Raw genomic sequence first — 23,767 nt, 5'->3', positions numbered from 1 at the left:
GAAAATCAGAGCTCTTTTTTGTGTTCGAAATCAGATAGACCGACTAAGCGAGTGCGAATCTAACGAGAACTAAATTCTAACTGTACGTCATCATCCTGCTTGTGCATCCAGTGTAAGCGCATACCTAGCATAATCGCTGCTGATGTTAGACCGACAATGAAACCAATCCAGAAGCCGTGCGCGCCCATAGGTTCAACAATCCAATCTTTCATTCCTAAGATGTAGCCGATAGGAAGGCCAAGCAACCAGTAAGCAACGAAGGTAATGTTGAAGATTGAACGCATGTCTTTGTAGCCACGCAGAGCACCTGCAGCGATAACTTGGATGGCATCAGTACATTGATAAACCGCCGCGAACAACAGCAACTGCATTGCAACGGTAATTACCGCAGTGTTCTCTGTGTAAAGTAATGCAACCTGTTCTCTGAACAGGACAGTTAACGCCGCTGTCATTAAGGCTGTCACTAAACCAACAATGATACCTACGTGTGTCGCGATCTTAGCGCCTTCGGTGTTGTTTTCGCCCAACTTATGCCCAACACGAATACTCACGGCTGCACCGATACTCATTGGAATCATGAAGACCAGCGAAGAGAAGTTGATCGCGACTTGGTGCGCGGCAACAATCAACGAGCCAAGTGGGGCAACCAACAAGGAAACAACCGCAAACAAGGTTACCTCGAAGAAGATAGCGGCTGCGACAGGGAAACCAAGTCTAAACAGGCGAATTTGAGCTTTAAGTTGCGGCTTATGGAACGTACCGAAGATGTTGATTTTCGATAACCGTTTTGAAGTTAAAACGTAAGCGAATAGCAGTGCAAACATCACCCAATATACGATAGCCGTTGCAACGCCACAGCCAACACCACCCAGAGCAGGAGCACCAAGTTTTCCGTATACGAACATCCAGTTCAGCGGGATGTTTAATAGCAAGCCAATAAAACCAATCACCATCGCAGGCTTGGTTAAAGACATACCATCGGTAAAGCTTCGCAATGTTTGGAACAACAAAAATGCAGGTACAGCAAACATCACCGCATTCATATAGCCGATGGTCTTTTCCGCCATGAGTTGTTCAATGTCCATCCACTCCAATATCAATTGTGTTTGAAAAAGCACACCAATGATTGGAAGGGAGATGACGAGCGCTAAAAACGCACCTTGTTGAATCTCAAATGGAATTTTGACTTGTCGACCAGAACCATTCAGTTGTGCAACGACAGGAACCAACGCCATCAATAGACCGACACCAAATAAAATTGATGGTAGCCAGATACTTGCTGCAATAGAAACCGCCGCCATATCGATAGCACTTACGCCACCGGCCATTACGGTATCAACAAAACCCATTCCAGTTTGTGCAACGGATGCGATCAATACTGGGGTCGCAAGTTTGATTAGATTCGAGGATTCTTCTTTGTAACGATGCACAAACAACTCCAAATAAGAGGGAAAATTAGAATAATAGTGTAGGAAAGGACATTCTGAAGGAATCAGAGACAATGATCTTAAGCTTCCACTGGACGAATCATAAAGAAATGTCACAATAACTGCTATGAAAAACTGTTATTAGGGCGTGTTGATCTTTCGAGCTGATTTTTGCAGCGAGTTGCTGGGCCTTTTTACAAGGCAGAGGCTTTGATGTGTAGCTAGCCTACATGAGAAGCCGATAACGTAGTAAAAATGACCAGCAAACGCTGCCCGAAGGGTTCGAGCTGGGCGCCCCCGCAAAAAGCGTTTTACTCTTTGTTGAGGGAGATTTGCTTAGGATGCTAGGCTACTTCCCCCTCGCCGCGATTAAAACGTTTTTGACTAGGCGTCCCCATCCGAACAAAATTTAACCGCGAAAGGTCAACACGCCCTAGAATACTAAATAGGAATCTTATGTTTACAGGTATCGTTCAAGGCATGGCAACACTGGTTGCTATCAACAAAAAAGAGTCGTTTCAAACTCATACCATTGAGCTAAGCGATGAAATGGTTGAAGGATTAGCCATTGGTGCTTCAGTAGCTCATAACGGTTGTTGCTTAACGGTAACGGAAATTTCAGGTAACCAGATTGCTTTTGATTTAATGCAAGCGACATTGCGATTGACGAACTTAGGCCAACTGAATGTTGGTGACAAAGTGAATGTTGAGCGTGCAGCAAAGTTTGGTGACGAAATTGGCGGGCATAGCATGTCTGGCCACATTACTCTGATGGCTAACCTAGTCGATGTGATTAAAACAGAAAACAACCGTACGCTTTGGTTTGAGCTGCCTCAAGAATCAATGAAGTATGTGCTGAGTAAGGGTTACATCGGCGTTGATGGTTGTTCATTGACGATTGGTGAAGTGGAAGAGAACCGTTTCTCTGTTCACCTGATCCCAGAAACACTGAATCGTACTCTGTTTGGCGGCCGTGAAGTAGGCGACCAAGTAAACATTGAGTTTGATCCTCAAACACAAGCGATTGTTGATACTGTTGAACGCGTACTAGCAAACCAAAAATAGTAGTAGCGGTTTATCAACAGCATTTGCCTAAAAAACGCTGACTAAGTAAGAGTCGCAGACATTAAAAAAGAGCAAATTGAGTGCTCTTTTTCTATTTGTGTGTCTCTGCGTTTTTCTAGGCTAGCCTCAAAATCGAGGTGTAGAGCCAACTCGACAAGAGAGTAGGTGTTAGAAGACTTGTTCGTCGTCTGCATCAATCGAGAGATTAATCCTGTCTCTTACCTCATCTACCTGCATGTCGAGGTGAATGGCATTGCAACATGCTGGGCAATCGTCATAAAAATCTTGGCTCCCACTAGAAGCATCAAGCGTTATGCTGATGGCATGCCCACAGTGGGGGCAGGAGACATGTTTCTCTGTGTATTTATGCATGGCAAATTCTCCTCACTGTAACTGATACCAATCGTATTCGGTTATAAACAGCTGTAATTGGTATTAAACGGCCTGTATCTTCTGAATGCATGCTTCAGTGTGTGCTAAATATTCGCCGCCAAATTGATTGCAGTGGTTAAGAAGATGGTACAAGTTGTAAATGTCTTTCCGATCAGTATAGCCAACGTCGAGTGGATTGACGCTCTGGTAACCTTCATAAAACTCTTTAGGGAAACCTTCAAACAATTCAGTTAACGCCAAATCGCATTCATGGTCCCCCCAGTAACAAGCAGGGTCGTAGCAAATTGGGCCAAACGCAGAGTTAGCAACATTGCCATTCCAAAGATCCCCATGAAGCAAAGAAGGGCGAGGGTTGTGGCCAGCAAGACGCATATTCACCATATCAACGATGTCATCGATATCACCAAACTCGATGCCTTTCTCTTTGAGCAGTTGCAGTTGGAAACCAATGCGTTGCTCAGAGAAAAAGCGACCCCATTTCTTATGCCAAGGGTTGGGTTGAAGTGTGCTGCCGATATAGTTGTCTTGGTCGCAACCAAACTCTTTTTGCTCGCCCCATTGATGAAGCCGCGCAAGCTGAACGCCGAAATCGAAGCTATTGTTGCCCGTCTCGAGCGGTTTGGTCGGCAAGTAATTCAGAATAATGAACGAGCACTCTTTGGTTTTGCCAATAAGCACCAACTCAGGAACGTAAACAGTGGAGGTTTCTCTTAACAAGCGTAAGTTCTCAGCTTCAATTTCAAACTTAGGTAAAAATTCTCGCTGATTCACTTTCACAAAGTAACGCTCATTACCATCGCTGATCATATAGCAATCGTTAATGTCGCCACCAGAAACCTTGGTACGTTCAGTAATCTGAAAGTTAAATAGAAGAGTATCTGAAAGTTGTTGAGAAATGGCCTGCCACATAGGAAATCCTCAAAGACTGAAAGTTAAAAAGATTGAAGGTTAGAAATACTGTTTGTTTAATAGCAATAGTTTAGGATAAATCTGAACAATTTATAGACGCACTCGTCAATGTTCTTAGCTCTTCTTCATCTTACGTAGAATCAATTGGCCGAATTGTGAACTCGAACTGATTCAAGCTCTTTGAAATACAAACATAAATTGAAAACCTGACGTGATGAAATAGTTTGGAACTGGTCTCACAATCGAAACGGTTTTGAACGCCACAAACTGGAAAAGAGGTTTGAGCTTGTTATTGTCTAGCGACTAAATCAAATGAGCTTTTAGAGTAAGTTGAAAGGGCTATTGTTAACTGGCGCAATACTTTGCTTCAAAGTTTGTCTTACACTTCTTTAGCGTGAATTTACTTATGTCGTAAGTAGGCAGGTATACCACATAAAGCTATATCGATTTAATTTTAAGCTGAAATACTAACTAGGATCATTTAAATGTAGTTTTGGGCAATAAAGTGATGACAAATAGCTTCATTTACATAGTATTAGGCAAGTACGTATTAATCTGCTCTAGAGCTTAAAACGGAGAATTATTGTGGTTGTAGAAACCGATGGCTATTTGGCTTTAATCGAGCACCTATCATTCAACCTTGATGTGTTTACCAATAGTAATGGTGATACTGGAAACGAAAGTGTCGAAGACATTGTTACCGATATGATTTCAACAAACATCATGGCTATTTTCGAGCAAAACCCAGAGTTGCATTCGAGCGTTCGTTTTCAACTTTTGAAAGAAGCAGATGCCGTAGTAGCGGATCTTGGTGAAGTATTAGCGGGTGTGTGGGCTAAGAAAGCGACTAACGAACAAATTGTATTCCTCGATGAGTACATCGCGTTAGTGAAGAACCTGTTTGATACTGCTGTTGCTAAATACGATTAACGGTTTGTTTGCTCATTTATCGTCGTAATTAATCAGCATAATAACAACGGGCGTTTAAGTCGTATCTTTCTAGAGTTACCTCGCTCAGCGGTTTATCTTTCGAACCGCTATAAACGCCTAAAGTGCCAAAACTTGGATGCCCAGTAAGGGTTATCTAACCTAGAAATAATGACACCTTTCGATGTCGAGGCATGTAGAAATTGGTTGTTTCCTAAATAAACGCCTACATGTCGCACCGTCATCGAAGTCTTGAAAAACACCAAGTCACCGCTTGTTGCCTGCCCATACGCAATTTCTTTTCCCTTTTTACTCTGGTCTTTTGTGGTTCTTGGTAGAGCTTGTTGAGTCGCATTTTGCACGGCGATTTGAACAAAAGCAGAGCAATCTATACCTCGAAATGAGGTCCCACCGAAATGGTATGGCACGCCTTTCCACTGTTCATACACGCTCATATAAGCGTTTGTAGTCAATTGTTCTGACTTTGATAGGGGTCTCTGTGCGGTTTGACTAAGCTGAGAAGGCGAAGGTGACGAGCTACAAGCAGCCAATGTTGCTAAAGTTATTGTAACTACAGCCATTTTTCTGATTTTCATATGTAACTCTTCTGACAAAAAACTGAAATAAAAACGTCATCAAGGACTTCTAGTATACGACCTAACTTAAGGATATCTCTTTTCGTAGTCAAACTGGATTTCACATGCCCGACACAAATTTATCAATAAAACCCTCACGTTATACATTCTCGCTCATTCAAACCGTCACTGCTGTATTTATTTCCATTCTTTTACTTGTTACTTTTTTATCAATGGTTAGCATTCGGGGCGTTGAACGGGTCGGGGGACATTTTGATGCACTCTCGGAACAAGCATTACCCCTTGCTCTACATAACGCCGAATTAACGCAAAGCGTATTAGAACAAGTAAAACTTCTCACTTACAGCACCCAATCAACCGACTTAGATACACTGAATGCCACAAGGGGCTCAATTGACCAACTCGCGACAGAGAGCAATACCACGCTAGAGGAACTTCTTTTTATTTCCCAATCTTTTCCTGATGCGATCTCTTTAGAGCAACAACAAATCCTTGTCGATGACATGGCGCAACTGCAAGCTATGACCAACACGGTACTGCTGGCGCAGATTGAGATTCAAAGTAAGCAAAATCTGATCGACAGTAAAATGGGCGAGTTCCGTTATGGCGTTGGGTCTATCGGACCAGAAATGAATCGAATCAGCTCATTCTTGGTTGAAGACAACCCAGAAGCGAGCGATGCAGCGAACCGATTCACATCCAGTGCGTCTGCTATGGCGAACACCTTCTTGATGTTGATGATGCAACCTGACATTGATAAAGCACAAGACGAATACCGTCAATTGAGAAACCGAATCGCAGGCCTTAACTTGGCTTACAGCGATTTTGCCGATTGGCATCCAGACATCGTTGAGTTCGCGAGCTTGACGGCGCCTTACGAGATGGTGAAAGAAGGCTTTACCGAAGAAGGCGTGATCAAACAGATCCTCTTGAAACTCGAACTGGTTCAGCAGCAAGAGCAAAACTTAACGCAAGTCATTAACTTAGCGAACACCGTCATTAGCACATTGAATCAGCTGTCTTCCACCGCTTCCCACCTGATTGATGAAAGTGAACTGGTTGTAAATCAAACCATTACCAATATTGATCGTGTGTTGTTTATCAGCGGGCTAGTGATTGCCGTAATCATTGTGATTTCATGGTTCGTGTTACGCCGTTGGATGAATAAAGGGCTTAAAAACATAACTCAACAGTTGAGTTCACTGGCAGATCATGACTTCTCTAAACAGAGTGAATTACTGGGGCCGCTGGAGCTTCAAGTTATTACTTCAAAACTCAATACGGTCGTTGATTCAACCGCAGATTCGGTTCGTTTAGTAACGCGCAACTGTGAGACGCTTTATCAAACGGCAGAAGTAAGCCACGACGCTGCAGAGCAAACCAATTCGAGCTTGAACGAGCAGAACGAATCACTTCAGAATATGATCACCACCATTACGGAGCTGGAAGCATCGATTGGTGAGATTGCTCGTATCTCTAACGCATCGAACGACGATGCTCAAATAGCAGAAGATGAGTCAGTGAGTGGCAGCCAAGTGGTTGGCCTTAACCAACAACGATTACAAGCGCTTGAGCAATCTCTTAGCATGAGTGAAGAGTCGATGGCTGACTTGGATGGTCGAGTGAAACAGATTCGTGAAATGGTCGATATGATCAGCGGAATCGCTGAAAACACCAACTTATTGGCACTGAACGCTGCGATAGAAGCGGCGCGAGCAGGTGAACAAGGTCGAGGTTTTGCGGTAGTTGCAGACGAAGTGCGTAAATTGGCGAGCGGCACATCCCAGCAAACCACCAATATTCGTAGCATGATGAACGAACTAGTAGCGGCAGCAGATCGCTCACGTGCTTCTGTAACGGAATCGAGAAGTGAGATGGCCAATGCACTGGAAACCAGTGGCGATGTAAGACAAGCCTTCGAGAAAATCGAATTTGCGGTTAGCCAGATCAAAGGGCGTGTTGAGCAAATCATGGTGGCTACCGAAGAACAAGCTCGTGCAACTGTCGATGTTACCCATTCAATCACTCGAGTATCTGAGCAGGGCGAGAATACTAAGCTGCAACTTGAATCTATGATCGAGAGTTCAGAGCAAGTCGGAGAGATCGCAGGGCACCAACAAGCCATGCTTCATAAGTACGTGCTGAAATAGACGAGCGTGATAGTTAAGCTAGTGTGCGAAAGAGTTTAAGCACTAGCAGTACTTAATCATTAACTACGCTTATAACGACTATCGATACAGAAGCGCCCTTAAGTTCTCACAAGAATCTAAGGGCGTTTTGTTTTCGGATTAAGATAACTTTGGTATTAAGCTAAGGTTGGTCTCAATATAAGCTTGAGACTCAACTGAATTCGAACTTAATCTTTCGTTGTCGGGAATCGTGCAAATGGCTGACGTAACATTAAATCTAGCCGTTGCTCTTTACCATCTTGAATCTCGGGAACACCAATATGCACCTTGTCATGACCAAGCTTGGGTTGGGCGCGGTAAGTCTTAAACCAGATGTCCCACACTGATAAAAAGAAGCCAAAGTTTGAGTGCGTTTCCTTAACAATGACTGAGTGATGAACGCGGTGCATGTCTGGTGTCACAATCACTTTTCTCAATCGTTTATCGAACCATAGCGGAAGACGTGCATTACTGTGGTTAAACATCGCACTCGCATTAAGAACAATTTCAAATATCACGACCGCAATGACAGGCACACCAAGTGCGATCACCAAACTCACTTTGATGAGCATTGAAAGAATCATCTCAATAGGGTGAAAGCGCGTTCCGGTTGTGACATCAATATCTAGGTCCGCATGGTGAACTCGATGTAGCTTCCACAACCAAGGAACACGGTGAAACACCAAGTGCTGCAGGTAAATGGCGCAATCTAACAGTAATACGCAGACCAGAATGGTGAGTTCTTTCGGAAGTGACAGGGTATTGAACAGACCCCATTGGTTTTCTTGCGCAATGACCGCCGCTTGGAATGCTGCAATAGGAATCAGAGTGGCTAATAGAAAGCTGTTCAAAGCGACCAGCGCAAAGTTGTTTCCCCAACGAAACCACTTGTTTTGAGTCAGTGTTTTACGCGGAAAACGGTATTCCCAAAGCGCACACAATCCAAAAACGACAATAAAACAAACAAGGCGAAGCAGTGATGGGTCTTGCATGGGAATTCCTTCTATCATTCTAAGGACACTGTAAGTACAATCGTGCCACTTTTCTAGAGTTATCGTTATTGTCCATGAGAATCCACGCTTTTCACCGTTTATATCAACATCGTTTATCCATTGCTACCAAACCGTTTAATGCGCGCGGGTGTAAAGTCGTGCGATGTGAATTCTGCAAAATCAAACAAGACAGCTGTATCTGTGAGCATCAACCTAACGTTGATACGAACGTCGCGACTATGTTGATCTTGTCAGACAACGAAATCTTAAAGCCAAGTAATACCGGCCGTTTGATTGTTGATACGGTTAAAGACAGTTACGCCTACCTTTGGCATCGTACTGAGCCAAATCAAGAGATGTTGGATGTCCTCAAAGATGACAAATACCAACCTGTGATCGTATTCCCTGAAGACTATACCGACGACAAAACGCGCGTAGTTCAAGATCTGCCACAAATGCGTGACCCAAACAAAACACTATTGCTGATTTTCATTGATGGCAGTTGGCGCGAAGCACGACGTATCTTCCGTCGCTCAGAGTATCTGCAAGATTTACCGGTGTTGTCGATTGAGCCGGAATCGGTTTCTCAATACATGATGCGTAAGTCAGACAACGAACAACATCTATCAACGGCCGAAGTAGCGAGCTTAGTTTTGAAACAAGCCGGTGAAGAACAGGGCGCTAAGACTTTACAGCTATGGTTTGAAGCATTTCGTGAAAGCTACATGTTGAGTAAGACGCGTTATAAGTCCGATCCAACCAAACCAAGCCTGAATGCTTTCATAGAGCATACTAAAAGTGAGACGTCACTCTAACCTTTAACCGCTTTGTGCTGACTTGTTGTTCAAACAGATTCGAACACGAGATAAGTTTGTTATCTATCACGGTTTGTAGGGGGAGTGTTATGGATAATGCTTCCTAGTTGTTTAATTTAAAAATTTTATTTGCCCGAATTTAGGGAAAAATTGGAGAGATTTCATGTATTACGGCTTTGATGTTGGCGGCACAAAAATTGAGTTTGGTGCGTTCAATGAAAAACTTGAGCGAGTAGCAACCGAACGCGTACCAACGCCTACTGAAGATTATCAACTGCTACTTGATACGATTGCCGGTTTGGTAAAAAAATACGATAGCGAATTCTCTTGCGAAGGCAAAATTGGCCTTGGTCTTCCAGGCATGGAAGATGCGGACGACGGCACTATGCTTGTTGTTAACGTACCGGCTTCAACAGGTAAGCCATTACGCAAAGACTTAGAAGCGCTGATTGGTCGTAGTGTTAAAATCGAGAACGATGCGAACTGTTTTGCGCTGTCTGAAGCGTGGGATGATGAATTGAAAGATGAACCATCAGTAGCTGGCCTAATTCTAGGTACTGGTTTTGGTGGTGGTTTGGTTTTTGATGGCAAAGTATTTTCAGGACGTAACCACGTTGCTGGCGAGCTCGGCCATATGCGTCTTCCTATTGATGCATGGTTCCACCTTGGTGACAACGCACCGTTACTAGGCTGTGGTTGTGGCAAGAAAGGTTGTTTAGACAGCTACCTATCAGGTCGTGGCTTTGAATTGATTTACGAGCACTACTTCGGCGAGAAGAAGAAAGCAATCGAGATCATTCAAGCGTACAACGAAGGTGAAGCAAAAGCGGCTGAGCACGTTGATCGTTTCATGGAGCTATTGGCTATCTGTTTCGCGAACCTGTTTACCGGTCTTGATCCACACGTAGTTGCATTGGGTGGCGGTCTTTCAAACTTCGAACTTATCTACGAAGAGATGCCAAAGCGTATCCCTAAATACCTACTGTCTGTAGCGAAATGTCCAAAGATCATCAAAGCGAAGCATGGTGATTCAGGCGGCGTTCGTGGTGCTGCATTCCTTAACATTAAGTAATCGTGACTTAAGTTAAGCTAGCTAAGGTTAGATAGTTAAAAAGTACAAATAAAAATGCCGCAATCTCGAAAGAGGTTGCGGCATTTTTTATTGTTCGGTGCTTTCGTTTCTTTAGCTGTTAGCTGTTAACTACAAACGAAAAGCTAGAAACGACATATCAAGAAAAGAGCCAAGAGGGCTTACTTCTTCTTTTTACCAACACCAAGATTGTCTTTTTGCTTCAACGTAAGCTTAGTAAAGCCAAGCTTGCGGAAGTAGTTGTCTTGGTAGTTGCGAACCGCTTTAGTATCAGAAATCAACTCAAGCTGTTGCTCAGTTTTTAGATACTCAGAGATGTCGATGCCTTCCGCTGCAGCAACAGCTTCTTGGATCGTGCGGTGTTCTTGTTTTGAAAACAGTAACTCTTTGTCTTCGTCTTTGTAAGTGTACAGAATGGTACGAGCCATGGTGCTCTCCAATAGAATTATTACTTTGCGCGCACTCTACATAAAAAGCGTACGTGGCTCAAGGTAATGGTAAGAAATCTTAAGATTATCGTTCTAAACGTTTAGCGTAATTTAAGCTATTTGTCTTTTAGGAAACGAACAGGTTGTTTTTTCACGAAACGAAAAAAACAAAAGCCCCTTAACATTGAAAAATCTATATAGGGGCTTCGTTTATGCTTTGGCGAAGATCTTCCAAATCATTTAAAAAGCTTCTAAGTCAATTAAAAAGCAGCTAAGTCAATTTAGGTGTTTGAGCTTTGAATCAAACACGCCCTTGCAATGGAATGATCGTTACCGTTTCACCAACTTTCACGGTATCAACCGCTGGTGAGATTTCGATTAAACAGTTTGCTTCGCTCATTGAACGCAGGATACCTGAACCTTGCTTACCCGTCGTTTTCACTTCAAGCACACCCGATTCATTCATCGAGAACACACCACGGCTGAACTCGGTACGACCTTGGCGTGAACGCAACCGTTCGGTCGCTACCGCGTTCGCTTTAACTGGTGTCCAGTTGGTTTGACCTTGTAGCTTACGGATCGCTGGCTCTACAAAGTTGATAAACGACACCATTACGGCAACAGGGTTACCCGGTAAACCGAAGAAAGGTTTGTTTTCAATTTTGCCGTAAGCAAGAGGGCGCCCCGGACGCATATTGATACGCCAGAAGTTGATTTCACCCAGCTTATCTAACGCAAGCTTGATGTAATCCGCATCACCGACAGACACGCCACCAGAAGTCAGAACCATATCGGTTTCAAGCGACGCTGAATGCAGAATATCCATCATCTTCTGTTCATCATCTTCAATGATGCCGTAATCAACGATGTCACAGCCGAGCTTTTGAAGCATGCCGATAATAGTAAAACGGTTCGAGTCGTAGATAGAGTTCGGCTTCTGCTCGCTACCCGGTGCTTGAACTTCGTCACCCGTAGAGAACACACCCACTTTAACTTTACGCAGAACAGGGCAGGCACCAAAACCTAACGACGCCATCATGCCCATTTCAGGTGCTTCGATGCGTGTACCACGTGTAAAGACAGGTTGGCCGATTTCTAAATCTTCACCAGCCATACGGACATTTTGTCCAATTGAGATTTTCGCACCTGGGAAGCTAACCTTATCGCCATCTTGGACGGCTTGCTCGCGCATCACAACAACATCAACGCCTTCAGGCATTGGTGCACCCGTCATGATCTTAACTGCTTCACCTTGTTGAACAGTTTGCTCGTAGCTGTGACCAGCCATAACTTCAGCAACCAGTTGGTAACTATCCAGCTCTAAATCTTCACTACGAATTGCGTAGCCGTCCATTGCTGAGTTGGTGTTTTGAGGCACATTGATTGGCGAGATTATATCTTCAGCCAAAACACGACCGTAGCCCTGCAATAGTTCAATACTCTCTGTGAGATCAAGCGCGTCAATGCTATCAACAATCTTTTGTTGGCCTTGAGTAACGGTTAAACCAGCAGGAGAGAACGAATCACAACACACTGCGGGCGTGTTGTCTTTTGAAGACAAACAAGAAGCGGTTTCGCTTATTTTCGAGGAACCGTCAAACGACTGAGCATATCCAATAATGAAATCACGAATCGCTTCTAAGTCACTGATCGCCATTTGTGGCAGTTCGGATTCCACTTGGCTGTCTGCAGCAATGGCAATAATGTTGTCATCGTTCGGGTATAACCAAGGTTTACCGACTTCATCTCTGTGCAATTCAATTTTAGGGAAAGCAATGTTCTTGCAGCCTTCAACCAAAATCAGATCAAGGGTGTTGGTATCAAATCGAGTCAGCAGGTAATCAAAATCAGCTTCGGCTTCTGGCGTTTCTGTCATCATCACGTGACGGTTACGAGAAGCGATCAACATTTGATTCGCGCCCGCTTTACGTAAGCGGTAACTGTCTTTACCCGGCTTATCGACATCAAAATCGTGGTGAGCATGTTTAAGAACACCCACTTTTAAACCCGCATCAGTCAACAGCGGAAGCAGAGCTTCAAGTACGGTCGTTTTGCCTGTACCGCTATAAGCAGCAAAGCCCAATAGAGGAAGGTTAGGGCGTTGTTTTGAATCTTTCATTATTTAAGCGTTCCGAATTGGGTGAGTTCTTCTGGCGTGTTCAGATTAACAAAGCAGTTAGGAGAATCGCTAAAATCGACATATTCCGTGACACATTCTTTGTATAACAAGATGATTTTACGATCACCACGCTCCAAAAACGCTTCTAGCTTTGGCAGAACACGTTTGTGGAATAGGGTGAATACAGGTTGCTTAAATTCGCCATCATGCGCGACAAGAATGTCGCTGTCTTCTTTAACTGCAGAACAAAAACGCTCAACAAGGTCGTCACTGATTTGTGGGCTGTCGCAAGGGACAAAGCCGACCCAGTCTGTACTCGCGTTTTTAAGGCCAGCATGAATGCCGCCCAATGGACCTGGATAGTCAGGGAAGGAATCGGAAACAACCGGAGCAAATGCTTGGTAACTGTCTAAGTTACGGTTGGCATTGATAGTGATGCTGACATCTTGCTGTGACAGCTTGTTTATAACGTATTGAATAAGCGGAGAACCGTTGAGCTCAACAAGTCCTTTATCTTTTCCGCCCATGCGGCTGGCCTGTCCGCCAGCCAAAATAACCCAACTAGTTTGCGTTGGAAGCAGCATAAATATTCTCTTGTGCTTTATCTTTCTGAATAACTTGCAGAAGCGGCGATTCGGTCAAAGTATTGTCTTTGATCCACCATTGCTTCTTACATAAGTCGGTTAACGCGTTAGTTTGGTGACTAGTGATGACTAAACTCGCGCCTCTTTGAAGAAGATCTTCGGCCATTATCACCAATCTTTCAATAGATTCTTTGTCTAAAGAGGCACTTGGTTCATCCATTAGCAAGATTGACGGCTTAAGAATCCAAGCTCGTGCCATTGCAACGCGTTGACGCTCACCACCAGACAACACAGAAATGTGTTCATCTGCCAAGGTTTCTAAACCTACCATTCTCAATGCATTAATTATTTGAGCTCGCTTATCTTTTTGGCTCTCTTTGTTAAAGCGAATGCCATAAGCGACATTTTGGTACACCGAACCATCAAAAAGATAGGGGGTTTGATGCAGGTAGATAATGTCTTTGAACTTGAGCCTAGGGAATAAGATCTGCTGCCAGCTTTGTGTCGGAGACTGAATGCGGCCAGAGCTGGGCTGAATCAATCCAGACAATATTTTAAGTAGGGTCGTTTTACCCACACCATTATCTCCTTTGAGATAAATGGCATCGTTGGGGCCGATCGACAATTCGGGAATATGGAACAAAACACGCTCTTTGTAGCGCATTGAAATTTGCTGCGTTGTTATTTTTATACTCATGACAGCGTTCCTAAGTTCTTAAATAGCCTTTTCCTCTCACACTGGAAAGGAAAAAGTTAAGGGCTAATGCCAATGCTAATAACACCATACCGAGGGCGACGCCTTGAGCGAATGCGCCTTTGTGGCTTTCCATAGCGATAGCTGTTGGGATGTTTCTTGTCATCCCCATAATGTTGCCACCGACCATCATTGAACAACCAACCTCAGTGACGATACGAGAGAAGGCAGCGATAGTTGCAGCTAAAAGAGGGAAGCGCGTTTCCCAAATTAACGTACACGCCACACGAGTCGTTGATACGCCAAGCGTGCGCGCCGTTTCAACCGCTCGGCGGTCACTGGCCTGCAGAGCGCCGTGCATCATCGCGACTAGGATTGGGAAACAGATCAGCATCTGACCTAGAATCATCGCCTTTTGGGTGAACAGTAATTCCCAATCACCTAACGGGCCAGAGCGAGAGAGCATCATGTACATCAACAAACCGATAACCACGGTTGGGATAGCTTGCAGGGTGTTGATCACCGATAATAATGCCCACTTCCCGGGGAACTCGGTATAAGCCAATAAGAAAGCCATGATGATTGCAGGAATAATCACTAATGAGATGGCGGACAAAGATACGCTGAAAGATACCGCGACGATTTTCCACAATTCGTGGTCAAAACTCACTAGTAGGTTCATTGCATCAATCGTTGTTTGCCATAGGGTCATGAAGTATCTCGTGTGAATCGATAATAGGTCTTTATCGGTAATGACTGATGTTAATCATAGCTGACACAATATTATTGAGCCTATATTGGCCAGCTATTGTTTCTTTAAATGCTTCAGTTAACTGGTTAGTTAAGCGTAGTGCTAATTGGAATTAGTACTTACAACAAACCATTCTCAGCTTGTTATAAACGAATCTACGCTGACGAAAAACTACTCTGCGCTCGCTACAAACAGCTGTTTGCCATGCAGTTTAAAGTCGTTAATCAGTTTCTGACCTTTAGGGTTCACCAACCAATCACTGAATACTTTCGCTGCTTGGTAGTTAATACTTGGGTAGCGCTCTGGGTTAACAAGGATTACTTGGTAAGGGTTGAATAGGTTCTTGTCACCTTGGAAAAGGATTTTAAGATCCAGTTTGTTTTGGTAAGCCAACCATGTGCCACGGTCTGTCATGGTGTAGCCTTGCATTTCAGACGCCATGTTCAGAGTAGGGCCCATGCCTTGACCAACACTGCGGTAGCCACCAAAGTTTGGTTCCATTTTGGTCTGTGCCCAAATGCCCATCTCTTTCTTGTGCGTGCCTGAATCGTCACCACGAGACACAAACGTCGCGTTGTTGGTTGCGATTGCTTTGAATACATCAGCTACAGCTTTTTGAGATTCAATTTTTGCTGGGTCACTTTGAGGGCCCACAATCACAAAGTCGTTGTACATCAGCTTACGAGGTAAAACGCCGTAGCCTTTTTCTACGAAATTCGCTTCAGCTTTTGGTGCGTGAGTCATTACCAAATCAACATCACCATTTTCGCCCATGCGAAGTGATTTACCTGTACCCGCCGCTAGAACATCAACTTTGATACCAGAATCTTTTTCGAACTCAGGTAATAAGTAGTCAAGTAGACCTGAGTGGTAGGTACTTGTGGTTGTCGCCAATTTGATATGGGTGGTGTCTTCCGCGCTGCTAGCCGTGTAACTGACGATAGATAGAGCTGCAATAGTTAGGGGAATTGCTTTCATTATTATTATGTCCATTCTGTTATAAATGAATGACATGCCTTCAGTTTTAAAGGGCTCAAAAAAGGGCATGTGCATAAGACGCTAATTGTTGTAATTAGAAATCTACACCTTATAAGCAATCTTAATGCCAATAAATCATGCATCAGATCTCATTAAATTGCTGTTATTTCGGACAAAACTGCGTCTTTTACCCCGTTAAAATGAATCAAAACATGAGCTAGGACAAAATGTCGCACATTGTCCCTGTTGGAGAAAAGGTTAATTGGTACACTCTGTCCCAACTTTTCTCACCGGCTAATCATTATGTCTTTACCTAGTTCATCTGCATCCAATCTCAACCCGAACACATTGACTCAGTATCAGGCGTTTTCCGTCTTGGTGGTCGATGATGAATTGGGTATGCAGGCTATCTTAAAGAAAGCACTGGGTAAGTTCTTTGGCAAGGTGTCGAGCGCAGGATCGGTTGAAGAGGCTGAAACGCTGCGTTCGAGCGAACATTTTGATCTGATTGTCCTTGATATCAACCTACCAGGCCGCTCTGGCATTGAGTGGGAAGAGGCGTTTAACGACAACGACAAACGCGCCGATGTGATTTTCATGACGGGTTATGCCGATCTAGAGATGACCATATCCGCGCTTAAGCTTGGTGCTTCAGATTTTATTCTTAAGCCGTTCAACCTCGAACAGATGATACAAGCGGTTCTGCGTTGTATGGATAAGAGACTCGACCAAAGAATGCAGTACGCGTTGAAGCGTGATGTGAGTCGTCATATCAAGACTGAACTGATTGGCAATTCAGACAAGACCAAACAACTTAAATTGCTGATCAGTCAATTTGCACCGTCTCGAGCGTCCGTCTTAATAGAAGGTGAGTCGGGTACCGGCAAAGAGCTGGTTGCTCGTGGTGTACATGAAGCCAGTAAACGCACAGGTCCATTTGTGCCAATCAACTGTGGTGCGATTGCTCCAGAGCTTCTAGAAAGTGAACTGTTTGGACATACCTCAGGCGCATTTACTGGTGCGAAGAAAAACCGTGAAGGTCTTTTCCGAGTCGCAAGTGGTGGCACCTTGTTCCTTGATGAAATTGGTGAAATGCCACTGCCAATGCAAGCTGCATTGTTACGCGTGTTAGAGCAAAGAACCATTCGTCCAGTCGGTAGCGAGAAGGAAATTTCCGTTGACGTACGAGTGGTGGCGGCGACCAACCGAAATCTTCAAGAAGAGGTCGATAAAGGGCACTTCCGCCGCGATCTGTTCTACCGACTCAATGTACTTAAGATTGATGTGGTGCCATTGAGAGAGCGCCCGTCAGACCTGATTGAACTTGTTCCATACTTTACTCGTCTTTTATCGAGCGAGCTTGGCATGCCAGTTCCAAATTGGGCACATGAAGATATCTTGGCGTTGAACGAATACGAATGGCCGGGAAATATTCGTGAGCTTAAAAACTTAGTCGAACGATGCATTCTTTTAGACAAGCCACCAGCACACTATTGGCGCGAGATTAATGGTGATCCTGTTCCCGCTAGCATTTCAGTGACGGTGTCACATGGTGCGGAAATGCCAAACTTGAATAATGCAGACGCTGCCGAGGGTTATCCAAACACTTGGACACTCAAAGAAGTAGAAAAATCTCATATAGAACAGCTGGTTAGTTTTCATGATGGCAATAAATCGGCAGCTGCAAGAGATCTTGGCGTCGCACGTAAAACGCTAGAGCGTAAATACAAAGATTGGAACACGGAAGGCTCTGAATATGCCGATTAGACGTCGTTGGTGGTCAAAGTGGGCGTTCCGATTCAAAACAATGGTTCGCTACCGCTTATTATTCCTGACATCTGCCCCGATCATTCTGACCTTGTGCGCGCTTGTGGCTATCACACTGTATTGGTCAATCCATTACACGTGGCAGGGCGCTCTGATTGATGTCGATGAGCGTTTGGATGTTGCCGATAACAGTATTCACCTGATCCAAAATCAGCAGGCATACAACGTTCGTGCATTTGCCGAGTCTTATAACTTTCGAACCAAACTTGCGAGTGATCTTTCACATGAAGAGCTAACGCGCTGGGTGTCTGAGAACAAATCTCGCTATGAGCTCGATTTTCTGCGCTGGCGCAGTGTCGAGAGCATGGAAAAGAAACTCGAATATCTAAACTTAACTCACAAGCCTTCATTTTTCAGTGTCTTAAGCCGTAATGAACTCAATTATCTCGATCGTGACCTCGCTAAAAAAGCGGAAGTTCCGATGCTCAACGGGCAAGAGGTCGAGACTCGCGGATTGGTAAGCCGAACCGTTGTATCCATCAAAGATGAACATGATCATGTGATTGGTTTTCTGGATGGTGGGATCTTACTGAATAACAGTACTCAACTTGTTGACCAAATCAGTAACCTTATCTATCCACAACGAGAAGGTTTTAATCGTCATATAGGAACGGTCACGGTTTTCCTTGATGATCTTCGTGTTAGCACCAACGTGCCTTTGAGCAGTGAAGACAGTGTAGGGCGCGCCATTGGTACAAGTGTTTCTCACGAGGTTCACTCGAAAGTCTTGAATGAAGGTAAAGAGTGGCTAGATCGAGCGTATGTTTACGATGCTTGGTACATCACAGCTTACCAACCAATCCATGACCAGTTTAATAATGTGATTGGTATGCTTTACACCGGTTATTTGATTTGGCCGCTGATAGAAACGTACTTAACCAACCTTGGCGAAATTAGCATTACCATTGTGTTGCTTCTGTTGGCATCCGGTTTGATCGTTCACCGTGGCGCACGTGATCTTTTCAACCCAATCGAACGCATTCATAAGGTCGTCAAGCTAGTCCAGATGGGGCAAGATAAGCGAATTGGTACGCTAGGTTTGGATGATCAACACGAACTGACACTGCTCGCTAAACAATTCGACAAGATGTTGGATCTACTGCACGAGCGCAATCAAGAGATTCAACAAGCGGCGTCTGAACTAGAGTGCAAAGTGCATTCTCGTACCGCGAGTTTGAAAGAGAAAACTGAAGAACTTGAACTGCACATCAAGCTTCTCAATCAAGCCAGAGATAAGCTGGTGGTCAATGAAAAACTGGCCGCGTTAGGTGAATTAACGGCAGGTATTGCTCATGAGATCAATAACCCAACCGCCGTGATTCTTGGCAACGTTGAACTGATGAAGTTTGAACTGGGCGATGAAGTGAGCCGTGTAGATGAGGAAGTCCACGCGATCATGGAGCAGATTGACCGAATTCGAAATATCACACGAAGCCTGCTTCAATACAGCCGTCACGGCGGCGTACAAGACGAAATTACGTGGCAACATATCAACCCAATAGTGGATGAAAGTATTACGCTCGTAAAAACAGGTGCGAAGAAGAAAGGCATTGTGTACGTATCGCAGCTGAACGCTAAAACCTCAGTCGAGGTCAATCGAAACCAATTGCTACAGATTCTGGTTAACCTACAAATGAACGCGATTCATGCAATGGACGGTCAGGGCACGTTAACCATTTCGAGTGAAGACTGGGTTGAAAATGGTGTGTCTCATGGCGCTATCGTTCATGTTCAAGATGAAGGCTGCGGTATTAAGGAAGAACAACTGAAACGTATCTTCTCGCCTTTCTATACCACCAAACGAGATGGCACGGGCTTAGGGTTGTCAGTATCTCAGAGTATCTTGAGCCAAACTGGCGGCGAGATCCGAGTTGAATCTGAGGTAGGTAAGGGAAGTTGCTTTAGTATCTATCTTCAACAGAAAGCGACACCTCAATTGCTTGTATCAAACCTATAAGTTCTAAGAACTCATTCACTGATATTATCATCTGATAATATTTCTAACGCGCTTGGGCTATTACACGAACGTTTTAGCCCAAGCACGAAAATTCCGCACTACTAATCTATCGCAAACCAAATCTCAACTCGCTGCAAATGAGGTACTCCAAGCCTCACAATCGCTCGCAGAAGACAGTCAGAAAATGGTGAACACCACAGAGCACCTTACTGAGCAATTGAAATACTTTAAGGTTTAGCCTAAATACAACTGAGCTGAAGATAAAAAGCCCATAAAAAACACCTCCGCACTTGAGATAAGTTCGGAGGTGTTTTTATTTATGGTTAGTCATTTGCTATAAGAAACTAACGTCAAAAGCATCAAGCCTAATGTGCTGCCACTGAAATCTTCGGTGGGTTGATGTTGTGCTTCTTAAACTCTTTCATCACACGCAGGGTAATGTCGGTTTCAAACAGCTTCTCATACGCAGTATCCACAACATAAGCCTTACAGGTTAGCTGTATCGCTAGGTAGTTATCGGTAATCGTCTGTTTAACCAAAACCGTGACAGGCTTCGGTAAGTGGATGTAACGACTCGAAGACGCAGCTTCTTGAATTAAGTCACGGGCTAGGGTGATGTCTTCATCCATACCGACGTAAAACGGAATCACCACCTGCATGTCCAACGCACCGTAGTTACCACTGGTGGTCACTTCATTTAAGAACTTGTTGTTAGGAATGGTAATGATGTCATCGTTCAGCGTTCTCATTCGCACTGAACGCAAACCGATGGTAATGATATCTCCGTAGTTGCCTTCGAACGTGACGCGGTCACCAACTTGAAAGGGTCTATCAATCATTACCGTGATGCCCGCGATGAATGAAGCTGCCAAATCTTTAAGCGCAAAGCCGACTGACACGGCGAGGGTACCACCAATCAAAGCCAGTATTTGGTCGTTGATTCTAAAGCTCATCATGAACACGATAAGACCGGTGCTCACATAGATGAAGAACTGAGTAAACGACTGCAGTTTTTGTAGTAGCATTCGATATTGCACGAACTGACTACCAAAGCTGGTCACTAACGAGTTGATGAACTTAAGCAATAACCACATCGCAGCAATAACAATCATGGAGAAGAACACGCCGCTCCATCGCACAAGGCTCGCTATTTTAGAGATGTTTTCTACGTTAGCTAACTCTTCCGTCGCAAAGGTCGGGAAACTGACAGCACTTGCCAAGCCAACAAATAGTAGGATAAATAACTTCTTCATTTTACTTCACCAGTAGATGTTGACGGTCGAGAACGTTCGTAATATGGCGGAACCAGTGCTCAGAAATCCGAGCCTTTTCTTCATGCCAACCAATATAACCACGGCTTTCAAAGTAACGCAGAATCCCCGTTATCTCTGCCGTGCTCAGCTGTGTACATTCAGACAATACTTCCGGAGAAGCGATTTCCAGTTGTACGATAGAACGAAGTACAGCCAGCATAGGTTTCGGCATATTTTCCAGCTCCTGGGCTTCAGGAACATGGAACAGACGCACCACTGCTTGATCTGTCTCTTTGTTTCGGTTCAAAGAGAGTCGGAAGAAACGCAGCGCAACGGTAGGGTTGCCATCAGAATAGTGCCACAAAATTCGATAGAAACCTTGGCGTGCACGTTCTTCTTCACTCATATCATCTTGGTCCCATTGCTTAGGGACTACTAAACCATCAAAAGACAACGGCTTCTCAAGCTCCGTATTGATACGGCTATTTAGAAGTTCACCCACTTGTTTCTCTGTCCAACGCGGAAGGAAACACACCAAGTCAAACAGCAAACGTTCGCCACGCGCTCTATCCACAAATCGCCAGCTTGATTTGGCGATCGATATCACGACACGGTGGTTCTTTTTAGAACGACGCAGAAGGTTGGTCAAACGAATCAAATCAGACAGGCCACCGACCATTGGTTGCACCAGTCGTTGTGCGTTATCAATCGCGATAAGGTAAGTGGTATTGCTCTTACGAAGATGCGCTAATATTTGAATTTCAGTCGCTTCTTCGTCCAAGCCAATGCTCACGGCTAAATGCGCTAAAAGCTCTTGGTAACCCGCATAAGGGCAACTCACGTATACAGGCTCAGCGTTAGAGACTTTGTGCAGTAAGGTATATAGCAGCGTTGTCGCGCCGACACCACGTTCGCCAGACACAATACAGATAGCCGGGCTGTCTGACATTAAGTAGCGTGATAACTGCTTAATTTCATCTCCCGCGTAATCTATCAACGTACTGTCGATATTACCCGGAAGAATGTATTCATAGGTTTGATCGCCTTTGATTCGAACCAAGTTTTGCTGATTCTTATCAAGGTCAGACTGTTTAGCAACTTCAATTCTAAATAGATAAGCTAAGGCCTGGCTAAACAAAGTGTAATTGGATAGCAGGGCCATAATTCGATGTTGAAAGTTGTAAACACTCAACCACACGATGCCAATGGCCGTCGCCAATATATTAAGTAAGAAGGTATCCTTGCGGTTTACTGCCCAATTCACCCAAACCGGGCGATCAGAGATGTGTTGCAACGTATCGAAGACCTTCGCTCTCCATAGTCTGAGAACTGAGATCGTGACCAGCACAAACCAGAAAAACAGAGCGCTGTAAATCCAGCTGTAAATCGTACCTTTGCCTAGCGTAATACTTGATATCTGGAGAATCACACCCGCAACGATGAAGCTCCACACGTAACGACGAATAGTCGATAGGCGTAGTGCTATCACTTCTTGATTTGATGTACGACCTAAACGGTAGGCAAATTCCAAAATAAAGCTGATGGCAATCGAACCACCTAGAATCCACCAAGTGAAGATCTCCAGGAAAATCAAATGTTGAAGACTAGGGATACTAGAAAGCACTCTCAATGACAATGTGATGGCAATTAGCCAAGCAATCGCACGATCAGCGCGGCTGATATACCAAATCACGCGAACCAGAAAAGGAGGGTTCGTTTTCGCTTCAAGAAAGTTAATTCGAAACAGTTCAATCAAGCGGGTGCTGTTGGCAAGCCACCACACTAAACCGAAGTAGATGAATAACACTTTTAGTGAGGCACCAATCACTGGCACTGGCGAAATAAAGATGTCTTTAACAAGCGCTTTAAAGCTACGAATTTGGAAATAAACAAGATACTCAATGTTGAGCTTGGTTAATTCCCACTCTTGCTTAAATTGAGTTACGCCGTAGGGGCCAAAACCCGTTAGGCGCTCTTTATTAGCGGAATTCGTCTGCTCTAACAGGTGTTGCTTGCTCACATTCAAGCTATTCAAAGTGACGTAACTGGTTTGAACGGCAAACCATTGATCGGCGTCGTTGTTCGCTCTGTAGGCTTTTATCTGTTGCTCGAAGGTTTTGATTTCCTGCTTTTGAACTTGTAGCACTTCAGCGAGCAATATATTGACTTGGCGTCTGTCCGACGGTTCCATAAAGAGGGGGTCGGGTAACGAATCAATTCGATCATCGAGATCAACAGCAGAATCGGATACCTGCGGCTGAGATTGTAAGTCATATTCCAAGTTGGCATGACTAGGCCAAGAGAGAATGGCCAAAGTGAGGATTAAGAAGCGCGATAGTGAACGCATAAAAGTCTCTTAGAATTATGAGGTTAGGATTACTATAGTTAGATAATCTGACTTTGTGAAATCCAACCCCGTGTCGGGGGCGAGTACTTTATTCCTGTTTCGAGCGATTTTGTCATGAAATTGTCAGGGATTAGGCTAGTATTTGAGCATCTTTATTATGTCTTCTGTTGCGTTGATCGGGTTGGCTTTTACTGTGACCAATCAGCATACGATATATTCAATGGTTGGCATGATTTGGGACGTTATATACCGCCCATTATGGTGCGCTGTTCGATATTTTGTTTTTCCTTAAAATCGACGGTTTTACGGCGATAAATAGAAAACCAAAAATGTGAGTCAGTTCAAACTATGATTTGGCTAGGTTATCACTCACTTAATGGCCAGTAATTGCAATCAATACTTGCAGTTAAAGCCCTGAACAAGTAACGTTGCGGCGTTTTTCACATT

At 44.2% G+C, this 23,767-nt stretch carries 20 protein-coding genes; 7 read left to right on the top strand and 13 right to left on the bottom strand.

Annotated elements, in window-relative coordinates; genetic code table 11:
- Positions 1-59 precede the first annotated feature (59 nt).
- The gene (locus LMH68_RS00520) at positions 60-1,430 is read right to left on the bottom strand and encodes an MATE family efflux transporter (protein ID WP_017070849.1); all 1,371 of its coding nucleotides are present in this window, start codon (positions 1,428-1,430) and stop codon (positions 60-62) included.
- Positions 1,431-1,883: 453 nt separating this feature from the next.
- On the opposite strand from LMH68_RS00520, the gene LMH68_RS00515 reads away from it, so the two are divergent.
- Complete coding sequence (locus LMH68_RS00515) at positions 1,884-2,492, top strand: riboflavin synthase (RefSeq protein WP_017065861.1); 609 nt, start codon at positions 1,884-1,886, stop codon at positions 2,490-2,492.
- 168 nt (positions 2,493-2,660) lie between these two features.
- Here LMH68_RS00515 and LMH68_RS00510 read toward each other — a convergent pair whose 3' ends face one another.
- On the bottom strand, positions 2,661-2,864 hold the full coding sequence (locus LMH68_RS00510) for a CPXCG motif-containing cysteine-rich protein (RefSeq protein ID WP_229647968.1): 204 nt from the start codon (positions 2,862-2,864) through the stop codon (positions 2,661-2,663).
- A 63-nt stretch (positions 2,865-2,927) separates the two neighbouring features.
- Entirely contained in the window at positions 2,928-3,794 is an 867-nt protein-coding gene (locus LMH68_RS00505) for a fructosamine kinase family protein (RefSeq protein ID WP_229647969.1), read from the bottom strand.
- A 585-nt stretch (positions 3,795-4,379) separates the two neighbouring features.
- Between LMH68_RS00505 and LMH68_RS00500 the strand changes: the two genes are divergently transcribed.
- Positions 4,380-4,724: a DUF3802 family protein gene (locus tag LMH68_RS00500; RefSeq protein WP_010440912.1), complete on the top strand. Its 345-nt coding sequence runs from the start codon at positions 4,380-4,382 to the stop codon at positions 4,722-4,724.
- 107 nt (positions 4,725-4,831) lie between these two features.
- Here LMH68_RS00500 and LMH68_RS00495 read toward each other — a convergent pair whose 3' ends face one another.
- Positions 4,832-5,317 carry a C40 family peptidase gene (locus tag LMH68_RS00495; RefSeq protein WP_065584422.1) on the bottom strand — a complete coding sequence of 162 codons (486 nt, stop codon included), beginning with the start codon at positions 5,315-5,317 and terminating at the stop codon, positions 4,832-4,834.
- A 104-nt stretch (positions 5,318-5,421) separates the two neighbouring features.
- Here LMH68_RS00495 and LMH68_RS00490 point away from each other — a divergent pair, with 104 nt between their 5' ends.
- On the top strand, positions 5,422-7,467 hold the full coding sequence (locus LMH68_RS00490; protein WP_229647970.1) for a methyl-accepting chemotaxis protein: 2,046 nt from the start codon (positions 5,422-5,424) through the stop codon (positions 7,465-7,467).
- A 206-nt stretch (positions 7,468-7,673) separates the two neighbouring features.
- Here the strand turns inward: LMH68_RS00490 and LMH68_RS00485 are convergent, their stop codons facing one another.
- Entirely contained in the window at positions 7,674-8,477 is an 804-nt protein-coding gene (locus LMH68_RS00485) for a sterol desaturase family protein (RefSeq protein WP_065584420.1), read from the bottom strand.
- Between the two features lie 68 nt (positions 8,478-8,545).
- Here LMH68_RS00485 and LMH68_RS00480 point away from each other — a divergent pair, with 68 nt between their 5' ends.
- On the top strand, positions 8,546-9,292 hold the full coding sequence (locus tag LMH68_RS00480; protein ID WP_017080483.1) for a tRNA-uridine aminocarboxypropyltransferase: 747 nt from the start codon (positions 8,546-8,548) through the stop codon (positions 9,290-9,292).
- Between the two features lie 163 nt (positions 9,293-9,455).
- On the top strand, positions 9,456-10,364 hold the full coding sequence (gene nagK / locus LMH68_RS00475) for an N-acetylglucosamine kinase (RefSeq protein WP_229647971.1): 909 nt from the start codon (positions 9,456-9,458) through the stop codon (positions 10,362-10,364).
- 179 nt (positions 10,365-10,543) lie between these two features.
- Here the strand turns inward: nagK and LMH68_RS00470 are convergent, their stop codons facing one another.
- From LMH68_RS00470 to LMH68_RS00445, 6 genes are all read right to left on the bottom strand, one after another.
- Positions 10,544-10,810, bottom strand: coding sequence for a DUF2960 family protein (locus LMH68_RS00470; RefSeq protein WP_017063882.1), 267 nt, complete (start codon positions 10,808-10,810; stop codon positions 10,544-10,546).
- Between the two features lie 301 nt (positions 10,811-11,111).
- Positions 11,112-12,929 carry a bifunctional molybdopterin-guanine dinucleotide biosynthesis adaptor protein MobB/molybdopterin molybdotransferase MoeA gene (locus LMH68_RS00465; RefSeq protein ID WP_229647972.1) on the bottom strand — a complete coding sequence of 606 codons (1,818 nt, stop codon included), beginning with the start codon at positions 12,927-12,929 and terminating at the stop codon, positions 11,112-11,114.
- Positions 12,929-13,513 (bottom strand): molybdenum cofactor guanylyltransferase MobA, encoded by a 585-nt coding sequence (mobA, locus tag LMH68_RS00460; protein WP_229647973.1) that lies wholly within the window; start codon positions 13,511-13,513, stop codon positions 12,929-12,931. The genes LMH68_RS00465 and mobA overlap by 1 nt, the downstream gene beginning before the upstream one ends.
- Positions 13,491-14,210, bottom strand: a complete 720-nt coding sequence (locus LMH68_RS00455) for an energy-coupling factor ABC transporter ATP-binding protein (RefSeq protein WP_004733775.1) — start codon at positions 14,208-14,210, stop codon at positions 13,491-13,493. Before LMH68_RS00455 ends, mobA begins: the two co-directional genes overlap by 23 nt.
- Before the next feature lie 10 nt (positions 14,211-14,220).
- Complete coding sequence (locus tag LMH68_RS00450) at positions 14,221-14,919, bottom strand: ABC transporter permease (RefSeq protein ID WP_017059610.1); 699 nt, start codon at positions 14,917-14,919, stop codon at positions 14,221-14,223.
- A gap of 210 nt (positions 14,920-15,129) precedes the next feature.
- Positions 15,130-15,936 carry a substrate-binding domain-containing protein gene (locus tag LMH68_RS00445; RefSeq protein ID WP_017068185.1) on the bottom strand — a complete coding sequence of 269 codons (807 nt, stop codon included), beginning with the start codon at positions 15,934-15,936 and terminating at the stop codon, positions 15,130-15,132.
- A 303-nt stretch (positions 15,937-16,239) separates the two neighbouring features.
- Here LMH68_RS00445 and LMH68_RS00440 point away from each other — a divergent pair, with 303 nt between their 5' ends.
- Together LMH68_RS00440 and LMH68_RS00435 are read left to right on the top strand one after the other, a co-directional pair.
- Positions 16,240-17,703, top strand: a complete 1,464-nt coding sequence (locus LMH68_RS00440; protein ID WP_029235435.1) for a sigma-54-dependent transcriptional regulator — start codon at positions 16,240-16,242, stop codon at positions 17,701-17,703.
- Positions 17,693-19,720 (top strand): cache domain-containing protein, encoded by a 2,028-nt coding sequence (locus tag LMH68_RS00435; protein ID WP_229647974.1) that lies wholly within the window; start codon positions 17,693-17,695, stop codon positions 19,718-19,720. The genes LMH68_RS00440 and LMH68_RS00435 overlap by 11 nt, the downstream gene beginning before the upstream one ends.
- 365 nt (positions 19,721-20,085) lie before the next feature.
- Here LMH68_RS00435 and LMH68_RS00430 read toward each other — a convergent pair whose 3' ends face one another.
- Together LMH68_RS00430 and LMH68_RS00425 are read right to left on the bottom strand one after the other, a co-directional pair.
- The gene (locus tag LMH68_RS00430) at positions 20,086-20,973 is read right to left on the bottom strand and encodes a mechanosensitive ion channel family protein (RefSeq protein ID WP_017063876.1); all 888 of its coding nucleotides are present in this window, start codon (positions 20,971-20,973) and stop codon (positions 20,086-20,088) included.
- Position 20,974: 1 nt separating this feature from the next.
- The gene (locus LMH68_RS00425) at positions 20,975-23,320 is read right to left on the bottom strand and encodes an ATP-binding protein (RefSeq protein WP_102428858.1); all 2,346 of its coding nucleotides are present in this window, start codon (positions 23,318-23,320) and stop codon (positions 20,975-20,977) included.
- Positions 23,321-23,767 lie beyond the last annotated feature (447 nt).

The organism is Vibrio sp. F13 (assembly GCF_020806305.2).
Taxonomy (GTDB): Bacteria; Pseudomonadota; Gammaproteobacteria; order Enterobacterales; family Vibrionaceae; genus Vibrio; species Vibrio crassostreae_C.
The sequence above is the reverse complement of the archived record's forward strand: the minus strand, read 5'-3'. Positions and strand labels throughout refer to the sequence as shown.

Bases quoted from the DNA above. Each gene is read 5' to 3' on its own strand.
- LMH68_RS00485 (WP_065584420.1), bottom strand. From the start codon at position 8,477: ATGCAAGACCCATCACTGCTTCGCCTTGTTTGTTTTATTGTCGTTTTT.
- LMH68_RS00440 (WP_029235435.1), top strand. From the start codon at position 16,240: ATGTCTTTACCTAGTTCATCTGCATCCAATCTCAACCCGAACACATTG.
- LMH68_RS00425 (WP_102428858.1), bottom strand. From the start codon at position 23,320: ATGCGTTCACTATCGCGCTTCTTAATCCTCACTTTGGCCATTCTCTCT.
- LMH68_RS00455 (WP_004733775.1), bottom strand. From the start codon at position 14,210: ATGAGTATAAAAATAACAACGCAGCAAATTTCAATGCGCTACAAAGAG.
- LMH68_RS00435 (WP_229647974.1), top strand. From the start codon at position 17,693: ATGCCGATTAGACGTCGTTGGTGGTCAAAGTGGGCGTTCCGATTCAAA.
- LMH68_RS00445 (WP_017068185.1), bottom strand. From the start codon at position 15,936: ATGAAAGCAATTCCCCTAACTATTGCAGCTCTATCTATCGTCAGTTAC.
- LMH68_RS00430 (WP_017063876.1), bottom strand. From the start codon at position 20,973: ATGAAGAAGTTATTTATCCTACTATTTGTTGGCTTGGCAAGTGCTGTC.
- LMH68_RS00450 (WP_017059610.1), bottom strand. From the start codon at position 14,919: ATGACCCTATGGCAAACAACGATTGATGCAATGAACCTACTAGTGAGT.
- LMH68_RS00505 (WP_229647969.1), bottom strand. From the start codon at position 3,794: ATGTGGCAGGCCATTTCTCAACAACTTTCAGATACTCTTCTATTTAAC.
- mobA (WP_229647973.1), bottom strand. From the start codon at position 13,513: ATGCTGCTTCCAACGCAAACTAGTTGGGTTATTTTGGCTGGCGGACAG.
- nagK (WP_229647971.1), top strand. From the start codon at position 9,456: ATGTATTACGGCTTTGATGTTGGCGGCACAAAAATTGAGTTTGGTGCG.
- LMH68_RS00465 (WP_229647972.1), bottom strand. From the start codon at position 12,929: ATGAAAGATTCAAAACAACGCCCTAACCTTCCTCTATTGGGCTTTGCT.
- LMH68_RS00510 (WP_229647968.1), bottom strand. From the start codon at position 2,864: ATGCATAAATACACAGAGAAACATGTCTCCTGCCCCCACTGTGGGCAT.
- LMH68_RS00470 (WP_017063882.1), bottom strand. From the start codon at position 10,810: ATGGCTCGTACCATTCTGTACACTTACAAAGACGAAGACAAAGAGTTA.
- LMH68_RS00495 (WP_065584422.1), bottom strand. From the start codon at position 5,317: ATGAAAATCAGAAAAATGGCTGTAGTTACAATAACTTTAGCAACATTG.
- LMH68_RS00515 (WP_017065861.1), top strand. From the start codon at position 1,884: ATGTTTACAGGTATCGTTCAAGGCATGGCAACACTGGTTGCTATCAAC.
- LMH68_RS00490 (WP_229647970.1), top strand. From the start codon at position 5,422: ATGCCCGACACAAATTTATCAATAAAACCCTCACGTTATACATTCTCG.